This is a genomic window from Cyanobacteria bacterium QS_8_64_29 (genome assembly GCA_003022125.1).
In the GTDB taxonomy this organism is placed as follows: Bacteria; Cyanobacteriota; Cyanobacteriia; order Cyanobacteriales; family Rubidibacteraceae; genus QS-8-64-29.
On sequence record PXQH01000005.1, the window covers coordinates 30,063 to 47,994 of the forward strand.

General features: G+C 62.9%; 18 protein-coding genes, 1 tRNA gene and 1 pseudogene. 7 read left to right on the top strand and 13 right to left on the bottom strand.

Annotated features, from left to right (window positions below):
* Positions 1-51 precede the first annotated feature (51 nt).
* Positions 52-126 (top strand) — tRNA-Thr (locus tag BRC58_01675).
* Between the two features lie 5 nt (positions 127-131).
* Here the strand turns inward: BRC58_01675 and pgeF are convergent.
* Positions 132-920, bottom strand: a pseudogene (gene pgeF, locus BRC58_01680) (peptidoglycan editing factor PgeF).
* A 120-nt stretch (positions 921-1,040) separates the two neighbouring features.
* Here pgeF and BRC58_01685 point away from each other — a divergent pair.
* Positions 1,041-1,853 (top strand): biotin--[acetyl-CoA-carboxylase] ligase, encoded by an 813-nt coding sequence (locus BRC58_01685; GenBank protein PSP19179.1) that lies wholly within the window; start codon positions 1,041-1,043, stop codon positions 1,851-1,853.
* Between the two features lie 14 nt (positions 1,854-1,867).
* On the opposite strand, the gene BRC58_01690 is transcribed toward BRC58_01685, so the two are convergent.
* Positions 1,868-2,344, bottom strand: a complete 477-nt coding sequence (locus BRC58_01690) for a hypothetical protein (GenBank protein ID PSP19180.1) — start codon at positions 2,342-2,344, stop codon at positions 1,868-1,870.
* Between the two features lie 206 nt (positions 2,345-2,550).
* Entirely contained in the window at positions 2,551-3,114 is a 564-nt protein-coding gene (locus tag BRC58_01695) for an NUDIX hydrolase (GenBank protein PSP19181.1), read from the bottom strand.
* A 54-nt stretch (positions 3,115-3,168) separates the two neighbouring features.
* On the opposite strand from BRC58_01695, the gene BRC58_01700 reads away from it, so the two are divergent.
* From BRC58_01700 to BRC58_01710, 3 genes are all read left to right on the top strand, one after another.
* Positions 3,169-4,221 (top strand): dipeptide epimerase, encoded by a 1,053-nt coding sequence (locus BRC58_01700; GenBank protein PSP19196.1) that lies wholly within the window; start codon positions 3,169-3,171, stop codon positions 4,219-4,221.
* A complete protein-coding gene (locus BRC58_01705; protein ID PSP19182.1) occupies positions 4,205-5,260 on the top strand; it encodes a DUF1611 domain-containing protein in 1,056 nt (351 codons plus the stop codon). The genes BRC58_01700 and BRC58_01705 overlap by 17 nt, the downstream gene beginning before the upstream one ends.
* 67 nt (positions 5,261-5,327) lie before the next feature.
* Positions 5,328-6,941, top strand: coding sequence for a peptidase M48, Ste24p (locus BRC58_01710; GenBank protein ID PSP19183.1), 1,614 nt, complete (start codon positions 5,328-5,330; stop codon positions 6,939-6,941).
* 3 nt (positions 6,942-6,944) lie between these two features.
* Here BRC58_01710 and BRC58_01715 read toward each other — a convergent pair whose 3' ends face one another.
* From BRC58_01715 to BRC58_01760, 10 genes are all read right to left on the bottom strand, one after another.
* Positions 6,945-7,769, bottom strand: coding sequence for a hypothetical protein (locus BRC58_01715; protein ID PSP19197.1), 825 nt, complete (start codon positions 7,767-7,769; stop codon positions 6,945-6,947).
* Between the two features lie 79 nt (positions 7,770-7,848).
* Complete coding sequence (locus tag BRC58_01720; GenBank protein PSP19184.1) at positions 7,849-8,538, bottom strand: rhomboid family intramembrane serine protease; 690 nt, start codon at positions 8,536-8,538, stop codon at positions 7,849-7,851.
* 95 nt (positions 8,539-8,633) lie between these two features.
* Positions 8,634-10,124: a sodium-dependent transporter gene (locus tag BRC58_01725; protein ID PSP19185.1), complete on the bottom strand. Its 1,491-nt coding sequence runs from the start codon at positions 10,122-10,124 to the stop codon at positions 8,634-8,636.
* Positions 10,125-10,206: 82 nt separating this feature from the next.
* Positions 10,207-11,523 (bottom strand): Xaa-Pro aminopeptidase, encoded by a 1,317-nt coding sequence (locus BRC58_01730; protein PSP19186.1) that lies wholly within the window; start codon positions 11,521-11,523, stop codon positions 10,207-10,209.
* Positions 11,524-11,530: 7 nt separating this feature from the next.
* Complete coding sequence (locus tag BRC58_01735; protein ID PSP19187.1) at positions 11,531-12,307, bottom strand: Zn-dependent hydrolase; 777 nt, start codon at positions 12,305-12,307, stop codon at positions 11,531-11,533.
* 39 nt (positions 12,308-12,346) lie between these two features.
* Entirely contained in the window at positions 12,347-12,958 is a 612-nt protein-coding gene (locus BRC58_01740; GenBank protein PSP19188.1) for an aminodeoxychorismate/anthranilate synthase component II, read from the bottom strand.
* Positions 12,959-12,968: 10 nt separating this feature from the next.
* A complete protein-coding gene (locus BRC58_01745; protein PSP19189.1) occupies positions 12,969-13,481 on the bottom strand; it encodes a diacylglycerol kinase in 513 nt (170 codons plus the stop codon).
* Between the two features lie 143 nt (positions 13,482-13,624).
* Positions 13,625-14,134, bottom strand: coding sequence for an rRNA maturation RNase YbeY (locus tag BRC58_01750; protein ID PSP19190.1), 510 nt, complete (start codon positions 14,132-14,134; stop codon positions 13,625-13,627).
* Positions 14,135-14,150: 16 nt separating this feature from the next.
* Positions 14,151-14,315: a DUF3285 domain-containing protein gene (locus tag BRC58_01755; GenBank protein PSP19191.1), complete on the bottom strand. Its 165-nt coding sequence runs from the start codon at positions 14,313-14,315 to the stop codon at positions 14,151-14,153.
* Between the two features lie 11 nt (positions 14,316-14,326).
* Positions 14,327-15,455, bottom strand: a protein-coding gene (locus tag BRC58_01760) for a peptide chain release factor 2 (protein ID PSP19192.1) whose coding sequence is annotated in 2 segments (ribosomal slippage) — positions 14,327-15,382 and positions 15,384-15,455 — 1,128 coding nt in all. Because the reading frame shifts where the segments join, the coding sequence is not laid out codon by codon here.
* Positions 15,456-15,589: 134 nt separating this feature from the next.
* On the opposite strand from BRC58_01760, the gene BRC58_01765 reads away from it, so the two are divergent.
* Together BRC58_01765 and BRC58_01770 are read left to right on the top strand one after the other, a co-directional pair.
* Positions 15,590-16,375 carry a hypothetical protein gene (locus tag BRC58_01765; protein PSP19198.1) on the top strand — a complete coding sequence of 262 codons (786 nt, stop codon included), beginning with the start codon at positions 15,590-15,592 and terminating at the stop codon, positions 16,373-16,375.
* 11 nt (positions 16,376-16,386) lie between these two features.
* A complete protein-coding gene (locus tag BRC58_01770) occupies positions 16,387-17,763 on the top strand; it encodes a UDP-N-acetylmuramoyl-L-alanine--D-glutamate ligase (protein ID PSP19193.1) in 1,377 nt (458 codons plus the stop codon).
* The last annotated feature ends 169 nt before the right edge of the window (positions 17,764-17,932 follow it).

The following is a 17,932-nucleotide window of genomic DNA, read 5'->3' on the forward strand; positions in this document are numbered from 1 at the left end:
GGCGAAATCCCCGCGAGGAAACTGTCTGCGTTAAGATGCCTGGGCGGTTAAGCCGGTGTAGCTCAGCGGTAGAGCGTCCGATTCGTAATCGGTTGGTCAGCGGTTCGAATCCGCTCATCGGCTCTAACGGCACTGACAATGCCAGACCACTGCACTTTCTTGGCCCGGCAGCGGCGGTAGGAGAAAAAGTACGCCGGCTGCTGGTAGGTGCAGTAGGGCGTGATCGCGATCTGGGTCGGGCTCAGGCCCATGGCCTCGAGCTGCAAGCGATTGGCCCGCGCGACATCGAGGCGAGCTCGCCCTGGTTGCGCATCCGGCAGAAGCGGCGAGTCAGGTAGCGACTGCAGCGCTGACAGGATGGCATCAGGATCGTCGCTGGGCTGCGACGGGAGCAGGCTGGCACCCACCCGCGCAGCAACCGGGCTCGAGACCTGATAGAACTCGCCGGCAATGGCGGGACCCAACGCCACGCGCAGATCGCTTAGCTGGCTGCCCGTTGCCGTCAGGCGCGCGATCGCTTCAGGCAAGATTCGCTGTGCTGTGCCGCGCCAACCGGCATGGACGGCAGCAGCTCGCCCGGTGGCGGCATCTGCAATCAGGGCGGGCGTGCAATCGGCAGTGGCCACCCAGACCGCTTGCTGCGGTTGCGTGGCGAGCGTGCCGTCGGCTTCCAGCGGCTCCCCATCGGCCTCGCTGCCAGGCGCTCCGGCAGCGTCGAGCTCGGCAGCCGTCATGACTCGGTTGCCGTGGACTTGCCGGGTGCGATAGGCGCGCGCTTGCGGCGCCAGCACGGCCGACAAATCGGTGGGGGATTGCGGATGGAAAGATCGGGTAAAAAAGCCGTGGGCGAAGGGGTGCAGCAGCTCGCACTGTAAGTAGGGACGGCCATCGACCCAATGCCACTGCCAGCCGGCATCCAGTGCCGGTTGCTGTGGCGTCGGTGAAGTCGAAACCACGATCCTTACCTCGCTGCCATCACGACCGAGCCGGCCAAGCCCCAAGCTGCCTCATGCTAGCTTAGGGCGCATCCCTATTGACGGCTGTCCGCCTTGGATGTTGCTGAGTTCCATCGCGCTTACGCCGCTCTCAACCCGCAGGCCAGCACCGGGCTCACCGTACGTGCCTACGGCACGCTGCCCTCGACCAACTGCACCCTTTGGCAGCTGCTCGATTGGGGAGAAGCGCCGCCAGTTGCCATTGTAGCGCGCCGCCAAACGGCTGGCCGGGGCCAATGGGGGCGGCGCTGGCACTCGCCGCCCGGCGGCCTTTACCTATCGATCACGCTGACCCCGCAAATCCCAGCAGATTGCAGCTTGCAACTGACGCTCTGCAGTGCTTGGGGGATCGCCCGGGCGCTGCACGACTGCAACGTGCCCGTCCAGCTCAAGTGGCCCAACGACTTGGCCATCCGCGATCGCAAGCTAGGCGGCATTAAAACCGAGACCCGCGTGCGGGGGCATCAGATCGTGCAGGCCGTCGTTGGCGTGGGCATCAACTGGATCAACCCCGTCCCGCCAACCGGAATTAACTTGCAATCGGTCTTGCAAGCGCAAGCAGCCCCGGCCATCCGCAACCGGGAGCAGCTGGCTGCCACTGTTGCCAGTGGCGTCCTCTCGGGATGGGCAACGTACCGGGCCCAGGGCATGGCCTCCCTATTGCAGGGCTACCATCGCTTCCTCAGCCATCAGGGACGCTCGGTCGCGATTGGCGAGACGCCGGGAACCATTGTCGGCGTAACCCTTGATGGGCGCTTGCGCGTCCGCCTTGCTAACCCGGATGCGCCCAGTGAGGTTTGGTACAGGCCGGGCGAAATTTCGCTAGGCTACGCCCGCTCGGAGCCGTTCGCTGGCTGAGGGCGCCACCAAGCCTACGCCGTCGGCCCTGATTCGGAGCGGTTGCCGCGCTCGTCGCTTGCACCGCTGCTATCGGAGCTACCCAACTCCTCCAGTCCCAACTGCTGCCAGTCGCGATCGCTGTCGGTTGCCTCTACCTCAGGATCGACCCAGGTTTGCAGGGATTCGCTGTCCCCTGTCCCCATGGCCTCCTCGGCCAGATCGCTAAATAGCGATTCGAACTCGGCCCAGTCCTGATCGAGCTCGGATGCGTTGGGAGCCGTCGCGGCCGAGAGTTCTTCTGGGGAAGGAAACGGTGAGGGCTCTTGGGAATCAGCCTCCTCCGAAGCGGAATTCAGCGCCTGGAGCTGGGCATCGCGCTCGGCAATGCGTTCGTCTTTAGCTTGGAGTTGGGCGTCGTAATCGTGCTTGAGTTGGGCGATTTGCGCCTCGTTTTCGGCCTTGAGGGCTTGCGTTGCTTCGTTGAGATGCGCTTGATGTTGCTGCTGCAACCGCTCGATTTCGGCCTGGTGCGCTCGCTCGAGCCGTTTTTGCTGTTGTGCCAGCTGCCGCCGGGACAGCCAATAACCGCCGAGCGCACCTGAAGTCCCCCCAACGGTTGCAGCCAAAACAATGCTAATGAGCGTGTTGGTGATGGTTGAACTCCGCTGGTGCGTCGCTCCTCCCCGAGTTTACCGCAGCGGGCAAAAGTCGATCTTTAGGCAGCATCTCGTTGCCCCAGCCAGTCCAGGCCCACAAACAGTGCGGCAAGGGTAACGGCGGCGCAGAGCTCGCCCGCTCGGATGCGCTCGCGGACGGCCTGCAGCGGCACCACGCCCACCTCGATTTCTTCGGTGATATCGGGCTGGGGGGACTCAACTGGAATGGCGCCCTCGGCCAAAAAAACGTGGATGCAGTTTGTGTCCTTGCTGGGGTTGTTGTAGAGGGCCGCCAATTTAGTCAGGGTGCGCGCGCGGTAGCCGGTTTCTTCGGCAAGCTCTCGCTCGGCTGCGGCTTGGCTGCTCTCGGCGGGGGATTGCAGAATGCCAGCCGGTAGCTCCCAAACATTCTCGCCCACCCCATGGCGGTACTGCCGCACCAAGATGACCTCTTGCGCCAGCGTTAATGGCAGCACTACCGCTATCTCGGGTTTGACGTTAACAAAGTACTCGTCAATGATGTGCCCGTTGGGCAGCTCGACTTTGTCCTGGCGGACGCGGCACCAGCGCCTATCGAGCGCCCATTGCGAGTCCAGGGTTTTCCACTTGCGCGGCCTTACCATCACCCAATTCGGTGGAGTCGGCGCTCTCCGTTGCCCATCCTAGACAAACCCAGCATGGAGCTTGCCTGGCAAACGTTTGCCGCACACAAGCGGTTTGCACTCACCATCGCCCGCGGAACCAGCGATCGCACCACCAACCTCTGGGTGAGCCTGGCGCAAGATGGCCTTGCGGGATGGGGTGAGGCATCGCCGTTTTCCACCGGGCATGGGGAGCCTGGGATCGAGGAGTTGGTGGCCGAGTGCGAAGCCCTAGCGCCGCGCTTGCAGGCCTACCATCCCGAGCAGCGGCAAGCGATCGCTGCCCTGCTGGCCGAGCGCGAGACCGCAACGGCAGTCCGCGCCGCGATCGATACGGCCCTTCACGACTGGCTGGGCCAGCGGGTGCAACAGCCGCTATGGCGGCTTGGGGGGCTGGAGCGCGAGCGAATTCCACCTACCTCCGTCACGGTGGGCGATCGCGTGATCGCCGGCATCCAGCAGCGCATTGCGGCCTGGCAGCAGCAGCTGACGCTCCGCCGCCTCAAGCTCAAATTGGGCCATCCGGACGGCATTGTCGCCGATCGCGAGCGCCTGCTGGCTGCGCAACAATCAGCCCCCCAAGCCGAGCTCTACGTGGATGCCAACGGCGGCTGGCAGCTGTCCGATGCCATTGCCATGTGCGATTGGCTGGCCGAGCGCGGCGTCGAGTACGTGGAACAACCGTTGGCAGTGGGCGACGAAACCGCGCTGGCCGAGCTGAGCGCTCGCTCGCCACTGCCGCTGTTTGCCGACGAAAGCTGCCGCACCAGCCGCGATGTACCGCTGCTAGCCGATCGCGTTAGCGGCATCAACATCAAGCTCATGAAGGCAGGGGGGTTAACAGAGGTTGTTCGCATGGTCCACACTGCAAGGGCTTGCGGCCTGCAGGTCATGTACGGCTGCTACGCCGATAGCGTCCTTGCAAACACGGCCATGGCGCAGCTATCGCCGCTTGCCGATTATCTAGATTTGGACAGCCACTTGAATCTGGTGAATGACCCGTTTGCCGGCGCGGTGCTGCAGGCGGGCCGCTTGTTGCCCAACGAGCGGGCTGGACTGGGAGTCACCTACCGTGCGCCTGACGGCTGAGCATCGGGTCGCGATCTTCCTGCACGGCGGCATTCGCGGCAATCGCGGCAAAACGGGCTTGACGTTTTTGCGCTACGGCAGCTCGCCGGTTGTTGCGGTTATAGATGCTGACTGCGCGGGCGAATCCCTCCCGGCGCTAACCGGAATTGCCTGCAACGCGCCCATCGTGGCCTCCTTAGAAGCAGCACTGCCGCACGCGCCCCAGGTCCTGCTGATCGGCATTGCACCGCCCGGTGGGGCCTTACCCCAGGCATGGTGGCAGGAGCTGGAAGCCGGCGTTGCAGCCGGTCTGTCCGTCGTCAACGGCCTGCACACCCCGCTTGCACCGCTGGCCGAGCGCCTGCCCGGCGGCACCCTGCAACCCGGGCAGTGGATTTGGGACATCCGTCAAGAACCCGCAGGATTGGGTATTGGCACCGGCCGGGCGCGAACCCTGCCCTGCCAGCGCATCCTGACGGTGGGAACGGACATGTCGGTGGGCAAAATGTCGGCCAGCCTGGAGCTGCGCCGCTCGGCTCAAGAACGCGGCATCAACGTCCGCTTTTTGGCAACCGGTCAAGGGGGGCTGGCCATTGCTGGCGATGGCGTACCGCTGGATGCCGTGCGCGTGGACTACGCAGCGGGCGCGATCGAGCGCTCGGCCCTGGAGCTCGGTCCCGAGTGTTCCCTACTGCTGATTGAGGGGCAAGGTGCGCTCATTCACCCCGGCTCGACGGCTACGCTGCCGCTGCTGCGCGGCAGCCAACCCACGGGTTTGGTACTGGTCCATCGGGCCGGCCAGCAGGTACTGCACAATTTGCCCGATGTTGCTATCCCGCCACTGCCAGAGGTCATTCGCCTGTATGAGGCGGTGGCCAATGCTGCCGGTACCTTCGGCCCGGTGGCTGTGGAGGCGATCGCGCTCAACACGGGCGGGCTGGATGAGCCAGATGCTCGAGCGGTCATTGCTCGCGTCCGTCAAGAGACTGGACTGCCCTGTACCGATGCCGTGCGCTTTGGCGGCGACGCCCTTTTGGAGGCTGTTGCGGCGCCTGCCTGAGACGCTTCCTGCTTGCGCTCGCTAAGATTGCAACAGCCGCTCGCAGGGCACTGTTAGGACAGAGGCCATGGTCCGCTCTCACGACGGCATTGGGATAGCACTGAGCTTGCTGCTGCCGGGAGCAGCCGCACTGGCAGTATTGCCAGCCCAGGCGCGATCGCAGGCACCGGTCGTTGCCAGTGCGGATGGCGCTAACGAGAAGAGCTCTAGCAAAGAGGAAAATAAGAAAAACAGCGACAAATCGGATCGGGCGGACAAAGAGACTACCGAGAGCGAGGCTGAGGCCAGCGATGGCAAGGCGCTAAGCGAGGCCGAGCGACAGCGGCGGCAGACGCTAATTGAGGCGGACGAGCTCTATCGCGCCGGCAAGCGCGAAGCAGCCCAGCAACGCTACCGCCAGGCGAAAGCGCCGTTTGCCTCAGCCCAACCGGCTGAGGCTGCCAAGGCCGACGATCCCTACTCCGATGCGGCCGAGCTGCCGCCGGGCGGGCAAGTATACTGGCGCAACTACCAGCAAGGACAAAAGCAGCAGCTCGAAAGCAAAGTCCTGGCATCACTGCAGCTGCTTGTCAAAAAACATCCCACCTTCATCCCCGGCCACTTGCAATATGCCCAAGTCCTCGCTCAACGCGATCGCCATGATCGCGCCATTCAGGTCCTGGAGCGCGCCCTGGATCGCTACCCGGATCAACCCAAACTGGTGCGCGCCACCGTCGAGTCCTACGCTCAGGCCGAGCGCTGGTTGCAGGGCTCGATCGTGGCGCGGCGCTTTGCCCTGACCCATCCCGACCATCCTCAGGCCGATACCTTCCGCGACCTAGCCGACAAGCAACTCGAGCGCCAACAGGAGTACTTGCGCGCTGAGATGCGCACCAATGCTATTGCCAATCTATTTACTGGTGCCCTCAGCTATGGCCTGACTGGCAGCCTGCTCGGCCCACTTTCAGCTGCCGAGAGCGCAGCCCTACTGTTGCGCGGCGAGTCGAGCGTCGGCGAGCAAATAGCTGAGGGAGCTCGCGAGCAGCTGCCCATGGTTGAGGATGAGGCGGTCGTGAACTACGTGCGCGATCTGGGCAACGAGGTGGCGCGCTATACCGGCCGCGATGAGTTCGACTACCAATTCTACGTGGTCAAGGACGAGCACCTGAACGCCTTTGCCCTGCCCGGCGGCAAAGTGTTCGTCCATGCCGGCGCCCTTACCGAGGCTGAGTCCAAAGCCGAGCTAGCCGGGCTACTGGCACACGAGCTAGCCCACGCTGCCCTCTCGCACGGCTTCCAGCGCGTTACCCAAGGCAACCTCACCGCCAACCTAACCGAGTTTCTACCGCTGGGCGGGACAGCTGCCAACCTGCTGGTGCTCGACTATACCCGCGATACGGAGCGGGAAGCTGATTTGGTGGGCACGCGCATCTTGGCTGCCAGTCAGTACGCTGCCGATGGGCTGTACGGCTTCATGAAAACGGTCGAGGCCCAAGCGGACGACCGTCCGCCCGTCTGGCTGGCGAGCCACCCCAAACCAGGCGATCGGGCGCGCAACATCAAGCAGGCCATTGTCAGCCACGGCTACAATCGCTACGCCTACGAGGGGGTGGCCGAGCACCAAAAGATTCAAACCCAGGTTGAGGCCATTATCGAGCAATGCAAGCAGAGCGGGGAGTGCGGCAAGCAACAGGAGCAATAGCCGCTAGCCGGCCGTCGAGCGCTCGGGCAGTCGGGGCAGCCCGCGATCGCAAACGAAAAGCGTTCCCGCCGCCATGCACAGCGGCACCGTCAGCAGATTGAGCAGCGGCACGCTCACTAGCACCAGGCAAACCAGGCTAAAGCTACCGCTAGCCGGCAGGTTGTCATAGACCAGTTTGAGCTTGTCGCGAAAGCGCAAGCGCCGCCGCTCCAGCGGCCCGTCAAAAAAGTCCAGGCACAGGACCGTTGCCGCGATCGCTACGCTACCGGCGCTGGCAACCAGCGACCCCAGCCCCGGTACGATATTAACTAGCAGCAGTACCAAACCGGCGCTAGCTGCAAAGGCCAGTTTCTGCAGCTCGAACAGCAGCGCCCGGCCAATGTCGCGCGCGATGCCGACCGGCACGATCCGGGCTTGGCCCAAGCGATAGCGCTCGACCTCCTCCGAGAGCTGCCCGTACCAAGGCGAGCCTAAAACGCTGCCAAACTGCACTAGGGCAAACCCGGTCAGCAGCAAGATGGCAGCCGCCAGCAGCAGGCGCAGCACCCACCCAAAGGCTCGAACGGCCCCCTCGAGCACGCTCAGCCAGTCGGGAAGCGCTGCAATGGCCCCATCCACCCAAGCTGATAGGGCTTGGGTGAGCACTGAGATTCCCTGCCAGCCAAAGTACAGCAACCCGGCATAGAGGGCGATGCCAACGGCCCCATTGACCGCGATCGGAATGAGGAGATAGCGCCACAGGCGGGGCGCACGCTGCAGCAAGCGCAAGGCGCGCAACGGATAAGTGGCGCCGGTTACTAGGCCGAATCCGCTAAGGACGTGTTGCATGGGCATTCGAGCCGCTCAGCCTACCATGGCCTTGTTAATTGTACCGAGCTGCCGCCCTGGCGGGTATCAACACAAGCGTTCAGCGCCGTCGAAATAGGCCGAATGGGGCGGCCAGCAGCGCGCCAAAGACAAAGCCACCGGCATGCGCCCAATAGGCAACGCCGCCGCTGTTGACCCCAGTTGAGGCCTGCAGCGCGGCCACCCCCTGCACGGCTTGCTGCAGGAACCAAAAGCCAAGGAACAATACCGCCGGGATGTGAATGGTAAATAAAAAGAAAAAAAACGGCACCAGCGTTAAGACTTCCGCCCGCGGGAAGCGCAAAATGTAGGCGCCCAAAACGCCAGCAATAGCGCCGCTAGCTCCCAATACCGGAACCGCTGACTGGCTAAAGAAAAACCACTGAGCCAGCCCGGCCAAGCTGCCGCAGATCAAGTAGAAAATTAAGAATTTAAGGTGCCCGATTTGATCTTCAATGTTGTTGCCAAATACCCACAAAAACAGCATGTTGCCGCCAACGTGCAAAAAACCTCCGTGCAGAAATTGGGAGGTAATCAAAGTTGACAGTTGGGGAACGACATAGGCTAGGTTCCCGCTTTGCAAGCTAGCTGTCAGTTGCTCGGGCACGATCGCGTAGGTGTAGAAGAAGCGGTTGAGCCCTTCCTCCGACAAACTGAGCTCGTGCAAAAACGTAACAACGTTGGCCGCAATCAGGGCCAAGACAACGTAGGGCGTCGTTCGCGTGAGGTTGTTGTCGTGAAGGGGAACCAAGCCGGCTGCACGCGATTGGGGCTGGGGTTAGGGTAGCTCAACGGCCCCGCTTCTGGCTCGTAACCCGAACACCGCTAGCGTTGCAATCCGGGCGCTCAGGAGCGATCGGCGGGTGCGGCTTGCCGGCTGCGATCCTTGAGCAGAAACAGGACAAAGACCAAGACGGGCACGATGACAACTGCCCAACCAATGCCAATAGCCCAAGCCGGATAGTCCCCGTAGGGCGCCCCCAAGTCTCTGGAGAGCTGCGCGGCCACCAGCGCTACTAAAGCAATGGGAATGACGTATTTGACGGCTAGGTTCCACCAGCGACCGAGCTGCCAGCGGCTGACCTCGTTGATTTGGCGGCGCATCTTCTCGGCCCCGTAAATCCAGCCCACTAGGATGGCCTGACAGGCGCCAACCAGCAGCAGGTTGTACCCCGTCACAAAGTGATCGACCACATCCAGAAAGTACTGTCCGGCTTGCGTGGTGTAGATGATGCCGGCCAAAAAGCCCAACAGGCAAACCCAAAAGGAGACGATTGGGGTTCGGGCGCGCCCGTTGGTGGTATCCAGTACGGCCGTGTTGATGGCGGCCACCAACGAAAAGGCGCTGTCGAGACCCAACAAAAAAAGCGTTAAGAAAAACAGAACGCCAAAGAGCGCCGAGAGCGGCATCAAGTCCAGGGCTTGGGGAAAAACCACAAAGGCCAGGCCCGGGCCGCTCTGTTGGGCAAGCTCTGCCAGCGGCGTCTCCACCTGCGTTGCCATGTAGCCCAAAATGCCAAAGACCACAAAACCGGCAATCAGGCTGACCGCGCTGTTGAGTAGGGCCGTGATCCAGGTATCTTGGACCACGTCTTGGCCCTCATCGCGATAGCTGGCGTAGGCCACCATGAGCCCGAAGGCCAGCGTCAGCGTAAAGAAAATTTGCGAGAAGGCAGCCCGCCAGACTTCGGGATCGCGCAGTGCTTCCAAATCCGGGTTGAGATAGAGCGCCCAGCCGTCTAAAAAGCCCGGCAGCGTCATGGCCCGCCCCAACAAAATAAGCAGCAGGAGGGCCGGAAGCGGCACGCTATAGAGTACAATTTGGCCCAAACTTTGCGTGCCGCGCCAAACGGAGAAATACACGGCCACCCAAACGGCCACCAGCAGACCAAAGATAGGCCAGTTGATCCCGCCAATCTGAGCGATGCTCTCGCTAGCTTGCAGCGCTTGCTGGTTGAAATAAGCCTCGGGGTCATCGCCCCAAGACACGCGAAAGGAAGCTAAAACGTAAAACAGCGACCAGGCCATGACGACCGCGTAGTAGGAGACGATCGCAAAGGCCGAGAGCAAGGCGAACAGGCCCAAGCCCCCAAAACTCGGCGAGAGCCGCCGAAACGAGCCAATAGCGCCGCGCTGCATCCGCTGGCCCACCCCAATTTCGAGCGCTAGCAGCGGCACGCCGACAACGATCAGCGCAATCAGGTAGGGCAGCAAAAAAGCACCGCCCCCGTACTGGGCCGTCAAGTAGGGAAAGCGCCAAATGTTGCCCAAGCCGACGGCCGAGCCGACGGCAGCCAGGATGAAAACCGTTCGAGAAGACCAACGCTGTCGGGTCATGGCCGTCCTTACGGGATGGGGTCTCGCTGCTTCGAACTTAGCTTTTTAGCACGCGCAGCGGTTCCACGCCAATAGTTGGGGACTAGGCCTCCATGGCCGCAATGGATTTGGGGACCTCGGCGCTCAGAACCTCATGTCCTTCGGCAGTGACGGCAACATCGTCCTCAATGCGCACGCCAATGCCGCGCCAACGCTCGGCAACGGCTGGTTGCCCCTCGGGGAGCGCCACGTTGGGGCCCATGTAGAGCCCGGGTTCGACGGTGAGCACGTGACCAGGTTGCAGCGTTTGCCAGCGATCGCCATCCTGCTTGTACAGGCCGGCATCGTGAACGTCCAGCCCAAGCCAATGGCCGGTGCGGTGCATGAATAGGGGCTTGTAGGTCTCCTGCTCGATGAGCTCGTCGGTGCTCCCCTGCAGGATGCCCAGCTCGCGCAGGCCCTCCACCAAAACGCGGACGGCGGCGTCGTGGAATTCGTTCACTCCGCGACCGGGCTGGATTTGGGCGATCACTTGGGCTTGCGCTTCCAGCACCAGCTCGTAAATGGCTTTTTGCTCGGGCGAGAACCGCCCGCCCACCGGAAACGTGCGCGTGATGTCGGCGTTGTAGTAGCCGTAAGCGCAACCGGCATCGATCAGCAGCAAGTCCTGGGCCTGCATTTGCCGCTGGTTTTCGATGTAGTGCAGGATGCAGGCATTGGCGCCCGAGGCCACGATGGTGGGATAAGCCGGCCCAAAGGCACCGCGACTGCGAAAGGTGCTCTCGATGGCAGCCTGGATTTCGTACTCGTAACGCCCGGGCTGGGTCAGGCTTCGGGCGCGCTCGTGCGCTTCCGCCGAGATGGCAACGGCTTGGCGTACCATTGCCAGTTCGGTGGCGCTTTTGAGCGAGCGTAGCGCGTGGAAAATGGGCTTGGTATCTTCAATGGCAATCGGCCCGGTGCCGCGCCGCGGGTAGCGCGCCACCAGCCGCTGCCAGTGGCCCAGGATCTTGTCGTTGAAGGCGCGATCGCGGCCCAGGTGGTAGTAGATGCGATCGGCGCTCTCCAGGTACTGCGGCAGCTGTTCGTCCAGCTCGCCAATGGGATAGGCTTCATCGGCCCCAAACCGTTCCTTGGCCCCTTCAACGCCGGTCAGGTACCCCGTCCAAGTCTCTTTGTGCGGATCCCGAGGCTGCACGAACATGACAAACTGCTGCTCGCAGTGCGGCGCCAAAATGAGGGCGGCATCGGGCTCATCAAAGCCACTCAGATAGAAAAAATCGCTGTCCTGGCGGTAGGGATAGTCGACGTCGTTGTGCATGACGGCAATGGGAGCGCTGCGAATGACAGCCACCCCATTGTCCAGGTAAGCCATGAAGCGCTCGCGGCGCTGGCGGTATTCGGCGCTCGGGATGCTCATGCAGCTGCTAGGATGGGTAGCGCATGACCCAAATCTTGGGGCCCTGGGCAGGCAGCATGCTGGCCGAGACGACTGTGGCGTCGGCCTCTGGGCGGCGCACGTCCATGCCTTCAACCGCTTGCAGGAACGACTCGAGCGGGTCCAAATCGCAGTTGCCGTCCTCAGCCGCATCCGTGCGATAGTGCGTGGGAACGGCAATTTTGGGCTTGAGCGTCTTGAGCGCCTGCTGGGCCTGTTGCGCTCCGTATACATTGGCCGTATTGCCAACGGGGATAAAGGCAATATCGGGACGGCCGATGAGAATGCGTTGCTCGGTCTGGATGGGGGCAGCAGCGCCGCCCAGGTGGGCGATCTTGACCCCACCTTGCTCCCAGTGCCAAATGACGTTGGTCCCCAGGCGGCGGCCGCCTACCTGATCGTGCGGGATGCCAACGCCCTGGATCTGGATGCCTTGAAAGCGGTAGTCGCCGGGCTGGGCAAAGACCTGCGGGTTTCCGGGGACGACATCAGTCGCGCCCTCATCAAGCAGATGGCTGCTGGCCAAGACCAGATCGGCCTCTACGGCCGGCTTTGAGTACCCCGCCGTGCAGCCGCGCGGCTGGAACGGGTTGACCAGGATGCGCTTGCCGCTGCCTTCAAACAAAAAGCAGGTATGTCCCAACCAGCGCACGCGCAGCGAGGAGGCCCCCTGTGCGGATGCAAACGGGAGCCGAGCGGCACTGGCCGCACCAAGCGCCGAGGCCAGGCCTAGGCCGGCATAGCGAAAGAGCTGTCGCCGTTTCATAGTGAGCTAGGGGTCAAGTTGGGGCAGAGCCATTCCCGACTAGCGTGCTGCTAGAGCATGCTGCTCGAGCGTTGCCAAAAAATTGGCTAGTAGCTGCTTGCCCGCATCGGTCAGGATGCTCTCAGGGTGGAACTGGACGCCTTGCAAGTGAGGATAGTTCCGGTGTCGGATGCCCATTAGCGTTCCGTCCTCGGCCCAAGCCGTTGTCTCAAGGGCAGCAGGCAAGCTCTCGGGGGCAATGACTAAACTATGGTACCGCGTTGCTGCGAACGGACGGGCCAAGCCAGCAAAGATCCCGTCCCCTTGGTGGTGGATCTGGGAGGTTTTGCCGTGCATGAGCTCGGGGGCAGGTGCAATGGAGGCGCCAAAGGCTTGACTGATGCACTGGTGGCCCAGGCATACGCCCAAAATGGGCAGGTTGGGGCCGAGCGTGCGCACGAGCTCGAGCGAAATGCCGGCGTCGTCAGGCGTTCCCGGTCCGGGCGAGATAACGATGCCCTCAGGTTGCCGCTGGCGCAGCGCTTCAGGCGTGATGCAGTCGTTGCGATAGACTTCAATTGACGCTGCAGCTGCGTACTGCTGGCCCAGCTCGCCCAGGTATTGGACCAGGTTGTAGGTAAAACTGTCGTAATTGTCGATAATAGCGAGCACGAGTGGGCTCTCAAGCGGCGATCGCCAGCAGCGGTGGAAGCAGCACCAACCCCGCCACGACAACGGCAGCCACCGAAGACACCAAAACGGCGCCTGCCGCACAGTCTTTAGCCATTTTAGCCAGTTCGTGATAAGAGCACTCGACCGTTAGGTCGACCACTGATTCAATTGCCGTGTTGAGCAGCTCCAGTGCCAGGACCAGCGCGACCATAACGCCAATGACGGCCAGCTCGGCTCGCGGCACCTGCAATCCCCAGCCCAACCCTAGGGCTAGCGTGCCGATCGCGGTGTGGATGCGGAAGTTGCGTTGCGTCCTGAAGGTGTAGCGCAGGCCCAACCAGGCATATTGAAAGCTTCCCCCTAAACTGGTGGCAATCTGCCAGCTCGAGCGCCGCTCGCGTTCCCATTGGGTGGTTTGGGCGTGGGCCGTCGCCAAGCGAGGAACTGCCGCGGCTGCCCGCTCGGCCGACTGCGTGCGCGCTGCTCGCTGCGGCACCTGCTCGACGCCCGAGTCCGATCCCATGGCAATTCCTCCAGTGGCTTAAGCTCGCACTCAGTATAGCCTCGCAAGTCCAGCAGCGGGATCCCGTGGCAACATACCACCAACAGGCGGCTTGGCAGCGATCTGACAAAAGCTGACAGCCGCTAACGCCGCACCCAGTGCCACTAGCCGGATGCCGGAAGCACAATCTCGGCCAACAGGCGGCGTTGCTGGGCCAGCATGCGCTCGAGGCTGGCTTCATCGGGGTGATCCCAGCCCAACAGGTGCAGCAGGCCGTGCGCCGCCAGCCAACTCAGCTCGCGTGCCAGCGCATGCTGCTGCTGCCGGGCTTGTCGGGCTGCCGTTTCAACCGAGATGGCCAAATCGCCCAGATAGAGCGGCTCGGCCTCAAATGCAGCGCTTGCCGGTTGAGGTAGGCTCAACTCGAGATCGGCAAAGGCTAGTACGTCCGTGGCAGCGTCTTGGCCGCGGTACCCGGCGTTGAGTTGCCGGATCTCGGCGTCATCGGTCAGGCGTAGGCTGAGCTCGTAAGCAGCCGCTGGGGGCCTCGCTGCCTCTAGCTTTGCCAGCCAGCAGGCGAACCATTGCTGCCAGCGCGCCTGGTTCATGCCCGGATCGCGGCGCTGCAGCCCCGCCGCATCTTGCAGGTGGAGCGTAACGGAAACCTCTGGCATGGGCAGCTGCCGGCCGCTAGCGGCTCAAATACGACAGCGCAACGAACAGTGCCAGCAGGCCCAGGGTGCTGAGCGCAAAGTGCTTGAGGGACGTGCCGGGCTTGCGCACCATGTTGCGCATGGCGAGCTTGGTGTAGCTGGGCGCGGTACTGCCCTTGCGTTGGGCGTTGGAGTCGCTCATGGGGGTAGCTCCTAGCTAGAAGGCTGGCCGGCGAGGCCTTGCTGCTGGTGCAGGTAGGCATCGATGAAGGAATCGAGCTTGCCATCCAGTACGCCTTCGACGTCGCTTTGCTCGATGTTGGTGCGCACGTCTTTGACGAGCTGGTAGGGGTGAAAAACGTAGTTGCGCACCTGATTGCCCCAGGCGGCTTCGACCGCCTCACCGCGGATCTGAGCGATTTGTTGCGCCCGCTGCTCTTCGGCGATCGCGATCAGTTTGGATTTGAGCAGCTCCAGTGCCTTTTGCCGGTTCTGCAGCTGCGAGCGCTCCTGGGTGCAGCGCACGCTCACCCCCGTTGGCAAGTGCTTCAGCTGCACGGCCGTTTCGAGTTTGTTGACGTTTTGGCCGCCCTTACCGCCAGCGCGCGAGGTTCGCATCTCCAGGTCTTTGGCCGGGATGTCGATGTCTTCAATGGCGCTGCGATCGAGCATGGGCATGACCTCGACGCCGGCAAAGCTGGTCTGGCGCTTGCCGTTGGCGTTGAATGGCGAGATGCGAACCAACCGGTGGGTCCCTTTTTCCCCTTTGAGGTACCCGTAAGCATGGCGCCCCGAGATCTCGAGCGTTGCCGATTTGATTCCAGCGTCGTCGGCTTCCGAGAGTTCGCTCAGCTGGGTTTCGAAGCCGCGCCGCTCCGCCCAGCGCCCGTACATGCGCAGCAGCATGTTGGCCCAATCTTGGGCGTCCGTGCCGCCGGCACCGGCATTGACGGTCAGCACCGCACCGCGCTCGTCGTAGGGGCCTGCTAGCAGCTGCTCGAGCTCCCAGTGATCGAGATCCTGCGCCAGCTGCTGCAAGTAGCGCTCGGCCTCAGCGTGCAGACTGCCATCGGGCTCTGCATCCAGCAGCTCCAGGATCGCCCGCACTTCTTCTAAATTCGTTTCCCAGCTGCGGTAGCGCTCGAGTTGGGCTTTGAGCGTATTGAGTTCCCGAACGATCTGTTGCGCTGCCTCGGGATCGTCCCAGAACTGGGGTTGGGCTGCCTGCTGCTCGCGGTCTTGAATTTGGGCTTCTAGCGCCGGCAGGTCAAAGATACTCCTGGGCTTTGCCCAGGCGCGCCGACACCGATTCAAACTCTCGCTTGAGATCGCTGGTTTCCATGGCCTTGCTCGTGCACCTTGCTGTTTGGGAAGCTTAGCATCGAGCACCCCTTCATGGCGGTCCGAGCGCACCGCGCGCTCATGCTAAATTTGGTTACCTACCCGGATTTCAGTCGCTTTGAGCCGCCTTTTGCCATGCACTCCCGGATTGCCCGCCCGAGCCAGCGGCTTGCCAGCACGCTTTTGACTGTCGGGCTGGTTGCTTGGCTGACGCTGCTGCCGGCCCTGCCGGCGATTGCCGGCAACTTGCCCGGTCACGGCCAACTCCGCAGTACGCTCCAAGCCGTCGTTGAGGAAGGCAACGGCGGCTTGGGGAACCCCATGTGGGCGACTGTGGTGGATCGCGACGGTTTCGTGCAAGTGGTGGCGTTTTCGGGCAGGCGCCGCGGGGACCAATGGCCGGGCAGTCGCGCCATTGCCGCCCAAAAAGCCAACACCGCCAATGCCTTTAGCCTGCCGGATCGGGCGCTGTCGACAGCCAATCTCTATTCGGCGGTTCAGCTGGGGAATCCGCTGTACGGCTTGCCCAGCAGCAACCTAGTCGACACCGACGTCATCTATCAGGGGCCCCACCAGGATATCGGAACGGTGCGCGACCCCATGGTGGGGCAAAAATCGGGCGGCATTTGCGTCTTTGGCGGCGGCCTGCCTTTGTATGATCGCCGCGGCAATCTCATCGGCGGTTTGGGCGTAAGCGGCGACAGCGCCTGCGCGGACCACAACATTGCCTGGAAGCTTCGCCACGCCCTGAATTTGGATAACGTCCCCAATGGGGTCAGCCCCAGCGGTGACGACAACATTATCTACGACCGCTCGGATGGCAGCAGTGCCAGCGGCTGGGGGCACCCCAACTGCTCGTCCGCCGCAACCGAAATTGCCACCCAACTGCCAGAAACGCATCCGGTCGGTCCCGAGCAATAGCCCGCATTGGTATGGCCCACGCGCACGTTATTGGGCTGGGGCGATCCGGGATTGCTGCAGCTCGGGTGCTAAACCACTACGGCTGGCAAGTCAGCCTCAGCGATCACAACGCCAACGCCGCGCTCCAGCGGCAGCAGCAAGCGTTGGCGCAAGAAGGCATTACCGTGCGCTTGGGCGAAACGCTCTCGCTCCAGCACCAGCCGAGCCCAGATCGGATTGTCGTTAGCCCGGGCGTTCCCTGGGACTCGCCTGTATTGGTGGAGGCGCGGCAGCGCGGGATCGAAACGGTGGGCGAGATGGAGCTGGCCTGGCGCTACCGCCGCTGCGATCGCTGGGTGGGCATTACCGGCACCAATGGCAAAACCACCACCACAGCCCTTGCAGCCGCCATCTTTCAGGCAGCTGGCCTGCATGCCCCAGCTTGCGGCAATATCGGCTACGCAGCGTGCGAGCTGGCGCTGCCGCCCGAGCGACCGGATTGGGTCGTGGCCGAGATCAGCAGCTACCAGATCGAGTCCTCATGCCAACTGGCGCCCCAAATTGGCATCTGGACGACGTTTAGCGCCGACCACCTGGAACGGCACGGCACGCTCGAGCGCTACTACGCCATCAAAGCCTCGCTGCTGCGGCGCTGCTCTCACCAAGTGCTCAACGGCGACGACCCGCACCTGCGCTGGCTGGGTCCCGAGCAATGGCCGCAGGCCTACTGGACGAGCATTGCCGGGCGCCCGCAGCTACCCGGGGATCCCGCACGCGGCGTTTGGGTGGACGGCGATTGGGTGGTCGCGTTTGGCGAGCCCGTGGTCTCGCTGGATGCCTTTGCCATGGTGGGGGCGCACAACCGGCAGAACCTGCTGCTGGCGGTGGCCGCTGCCCGATTGGCTGGTATTGCCAGCACCACCATTGCCGAGGGTGTGGCTCGGTTCCCCGGCGTTCCCCACCGCTTGGAACGGATCGGTCGCTGCAATGGCGTTGAGTTCATCAACGACAGCAAAGCGACCAACTACGATGCGGCGCAGGTGGGCTTGGCTGCCGTTGCAGCGCCGGCGATCGTCATTGCCGGCGGCGAACCCAAGTCCGGGGATGATGCGGCCTGGCTGGATGCTATTTGTGCCAAGGCAGCAGCCGTCCTGCTGATTGGGGAGGCAACCCCGCAATTGGCCGGACGCTTGCAGCAGTGGGGCTATCGGCACGCTGAAATGGCTGAAACGCTGGAGCGGGCGGTGGAGCGGTCCGAGGTCCTAGCCCGCCAAAAGCAGGCCCGTACGGTCCTGCTGTCGCCAGCCTGCGCCAGCTTCGACCAGTTCCGGGATTTTGAGCAGCGCGGCGATCACTTTCGGACGCTTTGCCAGCAACTGATGGACGCTACTCGGCATCCGCAAGCGTGAGGGCGATTTTGCCGCTGGCATGACCGCTCTCGCTGCGGGCGTGGGCAGCTTGCAGCTCGGACAACGTGTAATACCAATTACTAATAATATTGCACTGTTTTGGCGGCGCGGACCGCTTGCCGGATGAACTTCCAATTGGTGAGCGAGCGGATGGTCTACTCCGAGAGCT